Consider the following 14,963-nt stretch of genomic DNA (forward strand, 5'->3'; position numbering starts at 1 on the left):
CGCACCTGGTGACAGGCAGCTATCTCACGACACCAAGTATGTCTCGTAGGTCATCATGCCCACGCCCCGATGGGCTCCCACGCTGACGAACACACCCCGGTTGACCCAACCGAGATGCGGGGCAGCCGCTTGCAGGCGCGTGGTGGCGCGGACCAGGAAGTCGTCCGCCGAGCCGCCGTACCTGACGGCTCGCGAGCGCACCTGGAGCAGATCACCCCCGTCAGTACGGAGCGTGTACCGCAGGTACCCCAGGACGGTGCCGTCCGGGAGCGTGGACTGCCACTCGGCGCTGCCGTCGGGCATCAGGTTGCCGTTGAGCTCAGGACCGGTGAACCGGCCACCGGTCAGCGGCACGATCAGGCGCCTTCCGTACCCGAGTTCGCCGAAATCGAGCGGGGCACCCAGCACGGCGTGCAGGCGGAACACCTGCGCGAGAGCGGGACTGGGCAGTTCGTTGATCATCCATCCAGCGTGGCTCGCCGCAGCCTCCGCTCGCGCCCGGGTAACCCACTGGTATTGCCCAACCCGAAACGAATCCGACAGGCCTCATCTGAAGACTGACATCGAGCGTGGGGTCAGGTGTTGGCTTTGATCGCGACGCTGACGAGCACGAGGAGTAGATCGAGGTCTGGGGCGGCTTCGATTTGCATGGTCAGCCATCCGTGATCGGTGCCGGGTTGATCTGCGTGGAGGTACACAGAGCGTGGTGCAAGCGCTCGATCATGGGTCCGGTCAGGTGAAGCTGGGCGGTGCTGTGGCCGGTGAGCCGGAGTATCTCGATGTCCTGGATGGCGAACGCGAATCCGCCGGGGATCTGACTCAACGTTAGAGCGGGCCACTCCCTGAGCTGGGCTACGGCCTGTTCCAGGTAAGGCGCTTCGGTGGTCCGGGGAGCGCTCAGTGGTACCGCCATTTGTTCCATGGTGTGCCAGGTTTCCCGGCATGCTACCTGCTGTTCTTCAACCGTTACTGAGCTATGACGCTTCCGCGATGCTCGGACAGTGGTCGGATTACACCTCGGTAGATGGCCGTGCGGGAAACAGCGGGTTACGATTTGGAGCAGCGTGGTTGCTGCGCTGGGAACGGGCTAGGGAGGGGTCATGGTTTACAGCGAGAGTCGTGAGCATGAGGCGCTGCATGATCTAGTGACTCGGCTGACGGCCAGATTCAGCGATTCATATTCGCCCGATCAAGTCGAAGCCGTGGTGATGCAGTGCTACGAGCCGTTCAAGGCCAGTACGGTGCGTGACTACATCCCTGTTCTGGTGGAGCACGCCTCGAAGGACCGGCTATGGGCGAAGTCTGCCTAAAACGCGAGCAGCACCTGGCCTGCTCGGGCGAGGTGTTCTAAAGCTTCTAAGCTTTGAGCCTAATTCGGCAGTGCTGAACCGCTCCGGGATCGGCGGAGGCGCTATTGGTTGACGCCAGCCGCCGGTTGACGTCTCGGATGTGCGTCGACCATAAACAAGCTGTCACGTCTTGGGCGAAGCATGGCAAGAGGGCGCGGTACGGATACGGCACCGATGGTGGGACGGGTACCTAACCTTCTGTCGCGGCGTACCGGCGTGCTGGGGGACGGCAATCGGCGGGTCTTGGCATCGGAGGCGCGGCCATCTTCCCGGCATTCCGGCCGCGCGGACGTCCAAGGAGAGCGGCGAGGCCATGGAGGGTGGGCAACTGCCCGGGGGCAGGCGGGGTTCCGGGGGGGACCGAGATCATGCGGAACGGGTCGGCGCGGAAGATGCTGCGTTTCCTCGTCTGGGCCGAGCATGTGGTGCTCTATCTGGTCTCGCTCATGCTGCTTGTTGTCGCCGCGGCCGTCGTCGTCTTCATGTGGATCACAGTGGCGCAGAGCTCCGGATCGTGGACGACCAAGACGATCGTCGTCATCGAAGAGCTGCTTCTCGTCCTCATCATTCTGGAGATCTTCGTCACCGTTCTGGCGCATCTCGAAGGCGGGCGGCTCCAACTGGAGCCTTTCATCATCGTGGGCGTCATCGCGGTGGTCCGGCACATCCTGTCGGTGGTCGTCCGGCTCACCGTGTCCATGACCGCGGCCGAGAGCCGCGCGCAGTGGATCGAGTTGGCCGTCTACGCAGGCGTGGCGTTCCTGCTGGTCGCCGCGCTGGCCGTCGCGCGATGGTCCCAGCGGGTGGCCGATCAGGAACCGGCCGTCGGGCGCGGTACCGGCGGCGGACCACTGTCAGCGGAGTGACCGGAGGATGCCCGCGGAGCCGCCCGGCAGCCACGCCAGACGGCGGCGGCATCGAATCCTCAGTCGCCGGGCGACGGCCGTCCCTCGCCCGCGGATGACGAGCGATCGTCGAAGACGAGTTCGCCACCAAGCTGACTGTACAGTTCCAGCTGGTCGTAGTAGATCCGATGAGTGATGATCTTGTCGTTGCCCACAGTGCAGGTGCTGGTGCCGCGAACGGCGACGTAACGGCCGGTTCCGCCCAGCACGCCCCCGCCGGGCAGCATGAGAGGCCCGTTGTGCGTGCCGGTGAGCATCCATTCGGTCACCGCGGGATCGGCGCAGAACACTGTGTGCCAGACCGTCATGTGCAGGTCTGGAAACCCTTTGAAGACCTCCTCGTAGAACGAGGCGATCTGATCGTGTCCTTCCGCGACGCCCTCTGGGGTCACCAGGACCCCGTCCCGGCTGTGGCACTGAAGAACACGATCCAGATCGTGGGCGTTGAAGGCCTCGTACAGCTTGTCCTTGAGCGCGCGAGCGTCGCCCATCGTCATCACCCTTCGAGAGGGACCCTTCCGGCGACGGATGCGCCATCACGGCGGCCGGCCCTCGCTCGGGGCCGGCCGCGGTGATGGCGTGCGCACTCGCGGCGGTGGTCCGGGCGCCGTGTGTCAGCTGAGCTCGCCGGGATGGATGACGACCTTGGTCCAGCCGAGATCCCGCCGGTCGAAGTGCTCGTAGCCGTCCGGTGCGTCGTCCAGGCCCAGTTCGTGCGAGACGACCCAGGACGGCCGCGCTTTCCCTTCGTGGATGAGCGTGCAGAGCTGCCGGTTGTAGCGCTTCACGTTGCACTGGCCGTTGCCGATCGTCTGGCCCTTGAACCAGAACATCCCGTAGTCGAAGGCGATCTCGCCCTGCTTGAAGAGATCGTCCGGGCTGCCGGGGTCCGACGGGATGAAGACGCCGACGACGCCGATGGTCCCGGTGAACTTGACCGATTTGACGAGGTCGTTGAGCGTCATGTTGGGGTGCTCGTGCCCCTGCGGGTCGTGTGCCTGGTAGCCCACGCACTCGCAGCCCCGGTCGGCGCCCAGGCCCTTGGTGAGCTCCATGACCTGATCGACCGGTGACGACTGGGAGTCGTCGATCGCGATCGCGCCGATCTCCTCGGCCTTGGCGAGCCGGTCGGGGTGGCGGTCGACGACCATCACCTTGCTCGCGCTCTTGAGCGTGGCGGAGTAGGCGGCCATCAGCCCGACGGGCCCCGCCCCGTAGATCACGACCGAGTCGCCCGCCTCCACCTGGGCGAGTTGGGTCGCGTGCCAGCCGGTCGGCCAGATGTCGGCGAGCATCACGTAGTCGTTCTGCTTCTCCTTCGCGTCGTCCGGCAGGACGAGGCAGTTGAAGTCGCCGTACGGCACGCGCAACAACTCGGCCTGGCCGCCGCTGTACGGCCCCATGTCCGCGAAGCCGTACGCCGCCCCCGCCATGCCCGGCTCGGGATTGGTGGTGAGGCAGTAGGCCGTCAGGCCCTTCTCGCAGTTCTGGCAGAAGCCGCACGAGATGTTGAACGGGACGCAGACCACGTCGCCGACGCGGACGTGGTCGACGGCCGGTCCGACCTCGATCACTTCGCCGAGGTTCTCGTGACCGAGGACGCGACCCGTCTCGAAGTCGGTCCGGCCTTCGTACATGTGCAGGTCCGACCCGCAGATGTTGGTCGTGGTGATGCGAACCAGGACATCGGTGGGCCGCTCTATGCGCGCGTCTGGGACTTTCTCGACGTTGACCTGCCGAGGTCCCTGGTAGACGACTGCTCTCATGATTTCCTCCCCGTGCGGTTGATTGCGAAGGATCGCCTCACCCGTCAAGGACGGACGAGAGGTCCCACGCCTTACAGCAGGTCAAGAGGCCGTCCCCACCGCCTCAGAGCAGCAGGTCGAAGACACTTGTCGTGCGCTCCCACTGCTCGGTCGCGGGGTTCTTCACCTCCGGATCCACGATCTTGAAGGCCTGAGCCAGTGCCACTGACAGTCCGCCGACGATCTCGGGCAGGCGGCCGACGGTCTCCTCGCCGATCGACAGGTCGAGCGGAGGCAGCCTGGCGAGCTGCTCCAGGATGGGTTTCAGCTCGATGTCCTCGTCGAGGCGGCGGAACCGGTGGATGCTCTCCTGCAGGCCCTTGGTGACGGGTAGATCCCAGGGTTCGATGATGTCGCGACGGTTCGCCTTGGCGTGGGCCTGGCCGATCACCAGAAGGTCGTAGACCTTGTCGTTCACGAAGTCGCTGTAGCGCCGGAGGTCGTCCTTGTCGACGTCGACACCAGCGGCGCTGCGGAAGAAGCGCTTGAATCTCGACACCGCCATGAGCACCATGGAGGTCTCCTTCCTTCCGGCCTTGAGTCACTCGCCAGCCTGGAGGTAGTCATGGATCAGCCGTACGGCCATGGCGCCTTCACCGACCGCCGAGGCCACCCTCTTGACCGACCCGCTCCGTACGTCCCCGGCCGCGAACACGCCCGCCCTGCTGGTCTCCAGCGGGAACGGCCGGCCGGCGGAGTCGGGCGCGCCTTCCTTGCCGGACCCGGAGGCGTCCGCGCCCGTCAGGATGTAGCCCCGCCGGTCGAGCGCGATCTCGTCGGGGAGCCAGGCGGTGTACGGCTCCGCGCCGATGAAGATGAACATCGCGCGGGCCTCGATCGTGGAACGCTCGCCGGTGACGTTGTTCTCGGCGATGACCGCGGCGAGCGACTCTTCCCCCATCAGCTCCCGGACCTCGGTGTTCAGCATGATCTGGATCCGGGGGTGCCGCTCGATCTCGACGGCCAGGTAGCGGGACATGTTCCTGGACAGCGCGTCATCCCGCACGAGCAGCCGGACGCAGGCGGCGTGCCGGGCCAGGAACAGGGCGGCCTGGCCGGCCGAGTTGCCTCCCCCCACGACGACGATCGGGTCCCGCTGGCACATCTGGGCTTCGAACATGGTCGCCGCGTAGTAGACGCTCGTGGGCTCGAACCGTTCCAGGTTCGGGATGTCGAGCCTCCGGTAGCGGACGCCGGTCGCGATGATCAGGGTGCGCGCGTGGATCGCGCCGCCCTCCCGCACGGTGACGATGTGATCGCCCGCATTCAGGTGCAGTCCGCACGCCTGTGCGGGCACGTAGAAACGCGCGCCGAACTTGCCGGCCTGGATCGCCGCCCGGTCCGCGAGTTCGCCGCCGGAGATCCCGGACGGGAAGCCAAGGTAGTTCTCGATCCGCGAGGAGGTGCCCGCCTGGCCGCCCGCCGCGACATTGTCCAGGACCATCGTCGCGAGGCCCTCCGACGCCCCGTAGACCGCCGCCGCCAGCCCCGCCGGCCCGGCCCCGATGACGAGCAGGTCGCATCGGGTCTCCTCAACCCGTGGTGTGGGGAGCCCGATCGCCTGGGCCAGCTCCGCGTTGCTCGGATTGCGGAGCACCGTCTCGCCCCGCCAGATCACGACCGGGGTCTCCTCGGGGGTGACTCCCATGCTCCGCAGGAACCGCTCTGCCTCCTGGTCCTGCTCCAGGTCGCTCCACCGGTGCGGCAGCCGGTTGCGTGCCGCGAACTCCCGCAGCCGCCGGGAGTCGGCCGAGAAGCGGGAGCCGATGATGCGGAAGCCCGCCCCCAGTCCGATGAGCATCGTGCGGCGGATGAGGTAGGCCCGCAGGATGAGGTCACCGAGCGCCGGATCCCCGGCGACCAGGCGGCGGAGCGCGTCCGCCGGCACAGCGAGGACCTCGCCGTCCTCGGCCACCACGCCGGTGACGAAGCCCACCTGGCCGGTGAGCACGTTGAGTTCTCCGAGGAACCGGCCTGCCCCGTGGACACCGATCACCTGGTCGTCCGTCCCGAATCCCTCGACCGTCGCCACCTTGCCGGCCAGGACCACGAAGATTTCGGTGCACGCAAGGCCCTCGGTGTACAGGACCTCGTCCTGGCGGACCCGGCGCCGCTCGCCGTGCGGGGCCAGCGCCTGGAGCTGCGCGTCGCTCAGCCGCGGGTAGGCCCCCAGCGGGTCCGGCGTCTCGCGGAGCTCAGGCGGCCAGCGCATGGTCCACCCACTCGCGTAGCGCGGGAGCCGGTGCCGCTCCCGATCGCCGGGTGACGACTCGGCCCCGATCGATCAGGACAAGCGTCGGGATGGCCTTTACGGTGAAGCGTTCCGAGAGCCGGGGCGCGTCGTCCACGTTCACCTTCACCAGCTTCAGGCGACCGGCCAGATCGGCCGCGACCTGTTCCAGCGCCGGGCTGACCATGCGGCACGGCCCGCACCAGGGTGCCCAGAAGTCGACGACCACCGGGACCTGGGCCGCCTCGACGACCTCGCTGAAGTCGTCGTCCCCCGCCTCGGTGACCCAGGGAAGCGGCTGGTGGCATTCGCGGCACCGCGGGATCCCCGAGGCGGCACTGGGCAGGCGGTTCTTCCGTCCGCATTTCGAGCATCGGACGACGCTCGCGTCCTTGGCCTGTGACCGCATTGTCAGACCTCCGGATTCTCATACGTCACCGAGAGGGTGCCGCCGGTCAGTCCGACACGGATGACCGCGCCGTCGACGGCGTCGCCGGCGACCAGGGCGCGGGCGAGGCGGGTCTCGACCTCACGGGCGATGAAGCGGCGCAGCGGCCGTGCGCCGTAGACGGGGTCGAAGCCCTGCTCGGCGATGAAGCGCACGGCCTCGGGTGTGACCTCCAGCGTCATCCTGCGTTCGGCGAGCCGGATTCTGATCTCGGTGAACATCAGTGACACGATCTGTTCGATCTCCGGCTCGGTGAGCGGCTTGAACAGCACGACGTCGTCGATCCGGTTGAGGAACTCGGGCCGGAACCGTGCGCGCAGTTCGGCCATCACCATCTCGCGCACCTCGGGGTCGATCTCGCCCGAGGGCCCCGGCTTCTCGCTCAGATAATGCGAGCCGATGTTGGACGTCATGATGATCACGGTGTTGCGGAAGTCGACCGTACGGCCCTGCGCGTCGGTGAGGCGTCCGTCGTCGAGCACCTGCAGCAGGGTGTTGAAGACGTCCGAGTGCGCCTTCTCGATCTCGTCGAACAGCACGACCGAGTACGGCTTGCGCCGTACGGCCTCGGTGAGCTGGCCGCCCTCCTCGTAACCGATGTACCCGGGCGGGGCGCCGACAAGCCGGCTGACCGTGTGGCGCTCCTGGTACTCGCTCATGTCGACGCGGACCATGTTGTCCTGGGTGTCGAACAACGCCTCGGCGAGGGTCTTGGCCAGTTCGGTCTTCCCGACGCCGGTCGGGCCGAGGAAGATGAACGAGCCGATGGGCCGGCGCGGGTCCTTGATGCCGGAGCGGGCCCGGATGATGGCGTCGGTGACGGCCTGCACGGCCTCGTCCTGACCGATGACGCGCTCGTGCAGAATCTGGTCCAGGTGCAGCAGCTTGTCCCGCTCGCCCTCCTGGAGCCTGCTGACCGGGATGCCGGTCCAGCGGGACACGATGCCGGCGATCTCCTCTTCCGTCACGACCTCGCGGAGCAGGCGTCCCGCGCCGTGCTTGGATTCCAGCTGCCTGTCTGCGGCCTCCAGCTTGCGTTCCAGCTCGGGCAGCCTGCCGTGCATCAGCTCGGCGGCGCGATTCAGGTCGTACATGCGTTCGGCCTGCTCGGCCTCGCGCCTGACCACCTCGATCTCCTGGCGCAGTTGCTGCACCTTGTGCAGAGCGTGCCGCTCGGCCTCCCACTGGGCGCGCATGGCGTCGGCCTGGGGGCGCAGATCGGCGAGTTCGGCGCGCAGTGCCTCCAGGCGGGACCGGCTCGCCGGGTCGTCCTCGTTGGCGAGGGCCGCCTCCTCGATCTCCAGGCGCGTCACCCGGCGCGTGAGCTCGTCCAGCTCGGCCGGCATGGAGTCGATCTCCGTACGGAGCATCGCGCACGCCTCGTCGACCAGGTCGATCGCCTTGTCGGGCAGGAAGCGGTCGCTGATGTAGCGATGGCTCAGGACGACCGCCGCGACGATGGCGCCGTCGGTGATCCGCACTCCGTGGAACACCTCGAGGCGCTCGCGCAGGCCGCGCAAGATGGAGACGGAGTCCTCCACCGACGGCTCGTCCACGAAGACGGGCTGGAAGCGGCGCTCCAGCGCGGCGTCCTTCTCGATGTGCTTGCGGTACTCGGTGACCGTCGTGGCGCCGATCATGTGGAGTTCGCCGCGGGCCAGCATCGGCTTCAGCATGTTCCCGGCGTCCATGGAACCCTCGGCCGCGCCCGCCCCGACGACGTTGTGGACCTCGTCGACGAACAGCAGAATCCGCCCTTCCGCCGACGTGACCTCGGTCAGCACGGCCTGGAGGCGTTCCTCGAACTCGCCGCGGTATTTCGCCCCCGCGACGAGGGCACCCACGTCCAGACTGAAGATCGTCTTGTCCCTGAGGCCCTCCGGGACGTCCCCCCGGGCGATGCGCTGGGCGAGGCCCTCGACGATCGCGGTCTTGCCGACTCCCGGATCGCCGATGAGAACGGGATTGTTCTTGGTCTTGCGCGACAGGATCTGCACGACCCTGCGGATCTCGCCGTCGCGGCCGATCACCGGGTCGAGTTTGTCCGCCCTGGCGGCGACCACCAGGTCGCGGCCGTACTTCTCCAGGGCCTCGTAGGCGACCTCCGGGTTGCCAGAGGTCACTCGCTGGTTGCCACGCACCTGCGTGAGGACCTCCAGGAAGCGCTCGCGGTTCAGCCCGTGCGCTTTGAGCAGCCGGCCGGCGGCGGTGTCCGGCCCCTCCTCAAGCAGCGCCAGTAGCAGGTGCTCGACCGAGACGTACTCGTCCTTCAGCCTCTTGGCCTCCCGATCGGCCGCCTCCAGCAGACGGGACAGCCGCTGGGTCAGGTACACCTGGCCCGGTGCGGCGCCAGGACCGGTCACGCGGGGCCGGCGTTCCAGCTCGGCCTCCAGCTCCAGCGCCAGCTTGTCCACGTCGGCGCCGGTGGCCGAGAGCAGGCGAGGGGCCAGCCCCTCGGGCTGTTCCAGCAACGCGGACAGGAGATGCTCGCCGTCGACTTCGGTGTGCCCGAAGCGGGTCGCCTTGGTCTGCGCGCTGTGCAGGGCCTCCTGTGACTTCTGGGTAAGGCGGTTCACGTCCACGGCGTACCTCCCGGAGTTCTCGTGCGGGTCCGCGGAGCCGCTTCGAGCTCCGCGATGCGGTCGAGCAGGTCCGCCACAGGCCCAGCGAGGCGTAGTTGACGGCCAGTTGCGTGTGCAGCCGCTGGAGGCGCCCGGCGGCGGCGAGCTTGGAGAGCGGGAAACACAGGTTCCCCGCCGCGTCGCGGAAAGCATCGATCAGGTCGAGCGCGGCCAGGCGGCGCACCAACTCCGGATGCACACCGGTCACCCGGGCGAAGGACTCCAGGTGCAGGAGCGGGAACCGTACGCGGGGATGGCTCATGGCCGGGTCCTCCCTCCCGATCCGGAGCGCGGGTCGAAGCCGGAGACGTCGGCCAGCTGCTCATAGAGGCGACGCTCCTCGGCACTCAGCGTGCTAGGGACCATGATCTGGACCTCGGCGAACAGGTCCCCGGGATCGCCGCGGGGGTTGGGCATGCCCTGCCCCCGCAGGCGCAGGCGGCGTCCGGAGGAGGAACCGGGCGGAACCTTGACCTTCGCCTCCCCGCCCGGGGTCTCGACCGCCACGGTCGCGCCCAGCGCGGCTTCCGACGGGGTGAGGGGAAGCCGGACATGGATGTCCCGTCCCTCGACGTGGTAGCGGGGATGATCAGTGATTCTCGCGATCAAGTAGAGGTCGCCCCTCGTCGCGCCGCCGGCGCCCTCACCTGCGAGCCGGATCCGCTGCCCGTTCCGGACGCCCGGGGGGATCGTGACCTCCAGCGTCCGGGAACCTCCGCGGTGGGGAAGGGTGATCGTCCGGCGGCCGCCGCGGTAGGCCTCCTCGACCGTCAGCGGCAACTCGGCCTCCTGGTCGGCGCCGGGCATCGGACCCCAGCCGCGGCCCGCACGGCCCCGGCGCCCTGCGAACCTGCCGCCGAACAGCTCCTCGAAGTCGATGCCCTCTCCGGTCTCGAACCGGACCTCCGGCCCGGCCGGACCGCGTGCCCATCCGGCCCGGCCTCCGGTGCCCGCCCCGGCCCCGGCCCGGGCGTACGCCGCCGGGTCCACTCCCTCGGGCACCTGCCGGAAGTCCCGGCCGAACGCGTCGTAGCGCCGCCGAGTCTCGGGATCGGACAGCACGTCGTAGGCCTCCGACACCTCCTTGAAGCGGTCCTCGGCCTCGGGGTCCTTGTTGACGTCGGGATGGTAGGAGCGCGCGAGCTTGCGATAGGCCCGCTGGATCTCCTCGCGGCCGGCCGTTCGCGGCACCCCGAGGATCTCGTAGAAGTCGCGATCCGCCATCAGTCCTCCGCCTTGGTGGACGCGACGACCGACGCGAGGCGCAACTGGTCGGGGCCGTCACCGTAGCCGGGCCGCATGACGGCGACGACCGTACCCGCCTCGGCCTCCGGGTCCTCCACCGTGCTCCCGGCCGGTCCGGCCCCCATGGCCTCGGCCGCTGGAACACGCCACTGACGCGGGATCCTGTCCTTGCCGGTCATGTCACTCCGGCCTGGTGAACTCGGCGTCGATCACGTGTGTCCAGGTTGGAGCTCTCGCTGATCGTGATGCGCCGCTCGGCTCCGCTGAGCGACAGCGAGGTGACGTCGAGCAGCACGACGTCCTTGACCTCGCCCCTGATGACGGCCGCCTGGACCGCCGCGCCGAGCTCCACGACCTCGTCGAGTGTGTCCATCGCGTGCCGGGCCGCGTCGTGGGCGCGTAGGTCGCCAGCACTGTCTGGTGGCTCTCGTGGATGTCTCGGGTTCCCATGGATCAACCCCTGTGTCGGTTGTTCCGGCTACCGAGAAGCCTCGGTCACGTGTTATCGGCCATAGCCCAAAGATCGGCCCTCCGCTCTCTGACCTCTACAGACCCAGTCAAAGGGCACGGATGGCTCCCCCGAAACCCCCAAATATCCATTTTTGGCTCAAACAGCGGGTACGGCAGGCGACAAGATCGAATACGCGAGCCTACTCAAGCCAAGGACACTCCTGGGGTCCCGGCAGCAATCGCGGAAAATCCAACGACCCTATCTCTGAACCGCGGTTATTCGGATTCCGGAAATTTAAGTCACCCAAGTCGCCGGCCGACTCTCTGGCCCTGTCCACCCTCCGCGACGGTGACGTCCTCACCTCCCGCCGCGAACGGAAGACCGTGTACCACCGCGCCGACCCCCAACGCCGGGTGGCGGCGATCCGGGTCGGGCACCAGGTGGGGACGGGGGTGGATCGTCTGGACTCATCACAGTGATCGTGGACAGCACGGTTTCTCCGGCTGTCGCCGCCTACGCCTCCAGCGGCGAGATCGCATCGGCGCAGCCCTCGCGGCAGCCGTCCCACCGCCACTGAATTGACCGTCCCACGGTTTGTCCCAAAGTCGTTATGCGGCGGCCCAGGTAACCGTGCGATTCACCCGCGGTGGTCGGTCGGTGGGTTGGGTGGAATCCCGAGGGGTAGGCACAGCTTAAATCAGCCGTGCCCTGCGTCGGGGGCGACGAGGTGAACCTGACCTCGCTCGGATGGCCATCGCCCACCGTGGCGAGCGCATTCGGCGGCGGCTTATCGGTGTCACCGGCGTCGTCTTCGGATCACAGTGGTGGACCTTTTGACCGGCGTGGCGGCTATGCGGGCGAAGCAAATGGACTCCGTGCCGGCGATGCGGGGCGTACGCGGAGGAGGATCTATGGAGCTGACGGCCACGACGACCATTCGCAAACCCGTACCGGAGGTCTACGCGTTCTGGCGCGATCTGGAGAACCTGCCGACGTTCATGGCGCATCTCGATGAGGTCCGCGCCACCGGTGACCGTACGAGCCATTGGGTCGCCGGCGCCCCGTTCGGCAAGGACGTCGAGTGGGACGCGGAGATCGTCGACGATGCGCTGAGCGAAAAGATCGTGTGGCGGTCGATCGGCGATGCCGACGTGCCGAACGCCGGCACGGTCCGGTTCATGCCGGCCCCGGACGGTGTGAGCACCGAGGTGCAGGTTGTTCTGAGGTACGACATTCCAGGCGGCGTGGTTGGCAAGGTGATCGCCAAGTACTTCGGCGAGGAACCGCACCAGCAGCTCGACGACGACCTGCGCCGGCTCAAGCAGGTGCTGGAGACCGGCGAGGTGGTCCGCTCCGACGGCGCCCCGTGGGGCAAGCAGGCCCGCAAGGAGTTCCCGCAGCGTCCGGCGCAACCGCTCTCGGACTCCGAACTGGCGAAGGGAGCGGACGAGTGAGGGCGAACACCTGGGCGGGCCGCAACAAGGTCGAGGTCCGCGACGTGCCGGACCCGAGGATCCTGAACAAGCGCGATGCCATCGTACGGATCACCTCCACCGCGATTTGCGGCTCGGACCTGCACCTGGTCGACGGGTATGTGCCCACGATGCAGGACGGCGACGTCATGGGTCACGAGTTCATGGGTGAGGTGATCGAGGTCGGCCCGGGCGTCGATCCGGATCGGCTGCGCATCGGGGACCGGGTCGTCGTGCCGTTCCCGATCGCCTGCGGCGCGTGCGACGCCTGCGCCGCCGAACTCTACTCCTGCTGCGAGAACTCCAACCCCAACGCCGGGATCGCGGAGAAGATGTTCGGTCATCCGGTCGCCGGGTTCTACGGCTATTCGCATCTGACCGGCGGCTTCGCGGGCGGTCAGGCACAGTACGCGCGGGTGCCGTTCGCCGATGTCGGTCCGCTGAAGATCGAGTCCGATCTGACCGACGAGCAGGTGCTGTTCCTCTCCGACATCCTGCCCACCGGCTACATGGGTGCCGAGATGTGCGACATCCAGTCCAGTGACGTGGTGGCGGTGTGGGGGGCCGGCCCGGTCGGCCAGTTCGCCATGGACAGCGCCCGGGTGCTCGGCGCCGCGAAGGTCATCGCCATCGACAAGGAGCCGTACCGGCTGCAGATGGCCGAACGGGCGGGCCACACGCCGGTGAACTTCGAGGAGGTCGACGTACGGTCCCGGCTGCTGGAACTGACCGGTGGTCGAGGACCGGACAAGTGCATTGACGCGGTCGGCCTCGAGGCCACCCACGGCAGTGCGCACATCGCCGCGTACGACCGGCTCAAGCAGGCCGTCAGGTTGGAGAGCGACCGCCCGCACGCGCTGCGCCAAGCGATCCTGTCGTGCCGCAGCGGCGGCGTGGTCTCGGTGATCGGCGTCTACGGAGGCCTGCTGGACAAGTTCCCCGCCGGCGCGTGGATGAACCGAGCGCTGACCCTGCGTACCGGGCAATGCCACGTGCAGCGCTACATGAAGCCGCTGCTGCGGCGCATCGAGCGCGGAGAGTTCGATCCCACCCGGATCATCACCCACAGGCTGCCGCTCGACGAGGCGGAACGCGGCTTCGAGCTCTTCAAGAACAAGCAGGACAACTGCGAGAAGGTCGTCCTCAAACCCTGACGACCACCCCCATCCGACCGCCGCGGCGAGCGTGTCGGCAGGATGCGGGTCCATCCGGCGGCGCTGGTCCGCGGTGCCCGCCCGGCAATGCGGACGAGCCCTGCCCCGGGGCGGGAACTACGCGTCCTTCTCGTCCCGCCAGCCGCCGGGTTCGGGATGGTAGCCATAAGCGGCGGCCCGCACCGTTTCCTCGTCCTCCAGCCCGGAGCCGATCGTGCCGCCGACGGTGGCCAGCGAACTGATGATCCAGGCCAGTATCAGGTAGTCGGTGAAATCGACCGACCGCTCCAGGACCCGTTCCAGCAAGGATGTGTCGATCAGCAGCGCTGCGGCGAGTATCGTTCCGGCGAACAGCACCAGATAGGACACCGCGGTGGCCAGGGTCAGGGTGAGGATCGTGCCCAGGTTGAACAGCCGGGCCAGCTCAGCCGGTGTCTCCCGGTCCGGTTTCTTCCATAGGTCGTGCGCTACGATCAGCCAGGCGACCAGCGCGGTCAGCCCCAGAATCATGATCACGGCGAGGCGGAGTCCGCCGAGCGCATCGCCCATCTGCCAGATGGTGTCGGTGGTGAGCGCGAACGCGGCCGTGCCGAAGGCGCCGACCAGCAGTTTGGACAAGCCCAGCAGGGCGCGCCCCGGGCGGTTGGCCCGGACCATTCCGATCACCAGCCGCAGCCGGCCGATCAGCCGCGAGGCGACGTAGCCCAGTTCCCCGGCGTCGACTTCGCCGACCACCCGGTGAACGGCGGTGACCTGGCTGGTCAGCTCGGCCGGTGTCCAGCCGGCCAGCAGCACCCGCTCCTCGGTAGCGTCGGTGAGTAGCCGGCCCACGAGATTCGGAACGGCTGCGCGGACCGCTCGCAGCTGGCGCAGCCCCAGCGCGGGCAAGGACACCATCGCAACTCGGCGCCGGGCGGACGTCTGCGCGACCAGAGGCACCCGCTCGGTGTGCAGCGGCAGGTCGGTCAGGCAGATCGCGACGTCCCACCGGGCCTCGGCGCGCCGGCGAGCAAGATCGTCGAGTAGCCCCTCGACGCCGCCGTCGCGCCGCGGAGCCACTTCCCCCCAGCCTTCACGGACGATCCACCGCACGTCCGCGTCCACCTGCTCGGCGAGCCGGTCGGCCAGCTCGGCGGTGAGCCGCGCAACCACCAGGGCCGGGTAGTCCGGCGGGGTCGCCACGAGTCCGACGACGATCTCCGGCCGGCGCTGATCACTGGTGGCCATTGGCGCTCCTCGCCGGTAGCCAGGCGAAATCCCGGGATGACTACCCGCTGTCGCGC

Annotated in this window: 15 protein-coding genes and 1 pseudogene; 4 read left to right on the top strand and 12 right to left on the bottom strand. The window is 68.1% G+C overall.

Translation table 11 applies throughout. From position 1 onward, the window contains the following. Positions 1-24: 24 nt before the first annotated feature. Together ACFP1K_RS22735 and ACFP1K_RS22740 are read right to left on the bottom strand one after the other, a co-directional pair. The gene (locus ACFP1K_RS22735) at positions 25-462 is read right to left on the bottom strand and encodes a DUF3237 domain-containing protein (protein WP_380756586.1); all 438 of its coding nucleotides are present in this window, start codon (positions 460-462) and stop codon (positions 25-27) included. Between the two features lie 190 nt (positions 463-652). After that, positions 653-913, bottom strand: a complete 261-nt coding sequence (locus ACFP1K_RS22740; protein ID WP_380756588.1) for a luciferase family protein — start codon at positions 911-913, stop codon at positions 653-655. Positions 914-1,100: 187 nt separating this feature from the next. Here ACFP1K_RS22740 and ACFP1K_RS22745 point away from each other — a divergent pair, with 187 nt between their 5' ends. Both ACFP1K_RS22745 and ACFP1K_RS22750 read left to right on the top strand, forming a co-directional pair. Continuing rightward, positions 1,101-1,310 (top strand): three-helix bundle dimerization domain-containing protein, encoded by a 210-nt coding sequence (locus ACFP1K_RS22745; protein ID WP_380756590.1) that lies wholly within the window; start codon positions 1,101-1,103, stop codon positions 1,308-1,310. Positions 1,311-1,717: 407 nt separating this feature from the next. Next, positions 1,718-2,215: a phosphate-starvation-inducible PsiE family protein gene (locus tag ACFP1K_RS22750; protein WP_380756592.1), complete on the top strand. Its 498-nt coding sequence runs from the start codon at positions 1,718-1,720 to the stop codon at positions 2,213-2,215. A gap of 59 nt (positions 2,216-2,274) precedes the next feature. Here ACFP1K_RS22750 and ACFP1K_RS22755 read toward each other — a convergent pair whose 3' ends face one another. The 9 genes and pseudogenes from ACFP1K_RS22755 to ACFP1K_RS41395 form a co-directional block, all read right to left on the bottom strand. Further along, the gene (locus ACFP1K_RS22755; RefSeq protein WP_380756594.1) at positions 2,275-2,745 is read right to left on the bottom strand and encodes an ester cyclase; all 471 of its coding nucleotides are present in this window, start codon (positions 2,743-2,745) and stop codon (positions 2,275-2,277) included. Positions 2,746-2,868: 123 nt separating this feature from the next. Beyond that, the gene (locus ACFP1K_RS22760; RefSeq protein ID WP_380756596.1) at positions 2,869-4,020 is read right to left on the bottom strand and encodes a glutathione-independent formaldehyde dehydrogenase; all 1,152 of its coding nucleotides are present in this window, start codon (positions 4,018-4,020) and stop codon (positions 2,869-2,871) included. 103 nt (positions 4,021-4,123) lie between these two features. Continuing rightward, the gene (locus ACFP1K_RS22765; RefSeq protein WP_380756598.1) at positions 4,124-4,573 is read right to left on the bottom strand and encodes a DUF1931 family protein; all 450 of its coding nucleotides are present in this window, start codon (positions 4,571-4,573) and stop codon (positions 4,124-4,126) included. A gap of 27 nt (positions 4,574-4,600) precedes the next feature. Next, the gene (locus tag ACFP1K_RS22770; RefSeq protein WP_380756600.1) at positions 4,601-6,271 is read right to left on the bottom strand and encodes an FAD-dependent oxidoreductase; all 1,671 of its coding nucleotides are present in this window, start codon (positions 6,269-6,271) and stop codon (positions 4,601-4,603) included. After that, positions 6,255-6,698, bottom strand: coding sequence for a thioredoxin (gene trxA, locus ACFP1K_RS22775; protein WP_380756603.1), 444 nt, complete (start codon positions 6,696-6,698; stop codon positions 6,255-6,257). The genes ACFP1K_RS22770 and trxA overlap by 17 nt, the downstream gene beginning before the upstream one ends. A gap of 2 nt (positions 6,699-6,700) precedes the next feature. Beyond that, entirely contained in the window at positions 6,701-9,319 is a 2,619-nt protein-coding gene (clpB, locus tag ACFP1K_RS22780; RefSeq protein ID WP_380756605.1) for an ATP-dependent chaperone ClpB, read from the bottom strand. Between the two features lie 297 nt (positions 9,320-9,616). Further along, positions 9,617-10,582, bottom strand: coding sequence for a DnaJ C-terminal domain-containing protein (locus ACFP1K_RS22785; protein ID WP_380756607.1), 966 nt, complete (start codon positions 10,580-10,582; stop codon positions 9,617-9,619). Further along, positions 10,582-10,782, bottom strand: a complete 201-nt coding sequence (locus tag ACFP1K_RS22790) for a hypothetical protein (protein WP_380756609.1) — start codon at positions 10,780-10,782, stop codon at positions 10,582-10,584. Before ACFP1K_RS22790 ends, ACFP1K_RS22785 begins: the two co-directional genes overlap by 1 nt. Positions 10,783-10,868: 86 nt before the next feature. Further along, a pseudogene (locus ACFP1K_RS41395) lies at positions 10,869-10,964 on the bottom strand (Hsp70 family protein); the annotation flags it as partial. A 1,001-nt stretch (positions 10,965-11,965) separates the two neighbouring features. Between ACFP1K_RS41395 and ACFP1K_RS22800 the strand changes: the two are divergent. Together ACFP1K_RS22800 and ACFP1K_RS22805 are read left to right on the top strand one after the other, a co-directional pair. After that, positions 11,966-12,508, top strand: a complete 543-nt coding sequence (locus ACFP1K_RS22800; RefSeq protein ID WP_380756613.1) for an SRPBCC family protein — start codon at positions 11,966-11,968, stop codon at positions 12,506-12,508. Then, the gene (locus ACFP1K_RS22805) at positions 12,505-13,680 is read left to right on the top strand and encodes a zinc-dependent alcohol dehydrogenase (protein ID WP_380756615.1); all 1,176 of its coding nucleotides are present in this window, start codon (positions 12,505-12,507) and stop codon (positions 13,678-13,680) included. Before ACFP1K_RS22800 ends, ACFP1K_RS22805 begins: the two co-directional genes overlap by 4 nt. Positions 13,681-13,797: 117 nt before the next feature. Here the strand turns inward: ACFP1K_RS22805 and ACFP1K_RS22810 are convergent, their stop codons facing one another. After that, the gene (locus ACFP1K_RS22810; RefSeq protein WP_380756617.1) at positions 13,798-14,907 is read right to left on the bottom strand and encodes a hypothetical protein; all 1,110 of its coding nucleotides are present in this window, start codon (positions 14,905-14,907) and stop codon (positions 13,798-13,800) included. Positions 14,908-14,963: the final 56 nt, after the last annotated feature.

This window comes from Sphaerisporangium aureirubrum, from assembly GCF_042658925.1.
GTDB lineage: Bacteria > Actinomycetota > Actinomycetes > Streptosporangiales > Streptosporangiaceae > Sphaerisporangium > Sphaerisporangium aureirubrum.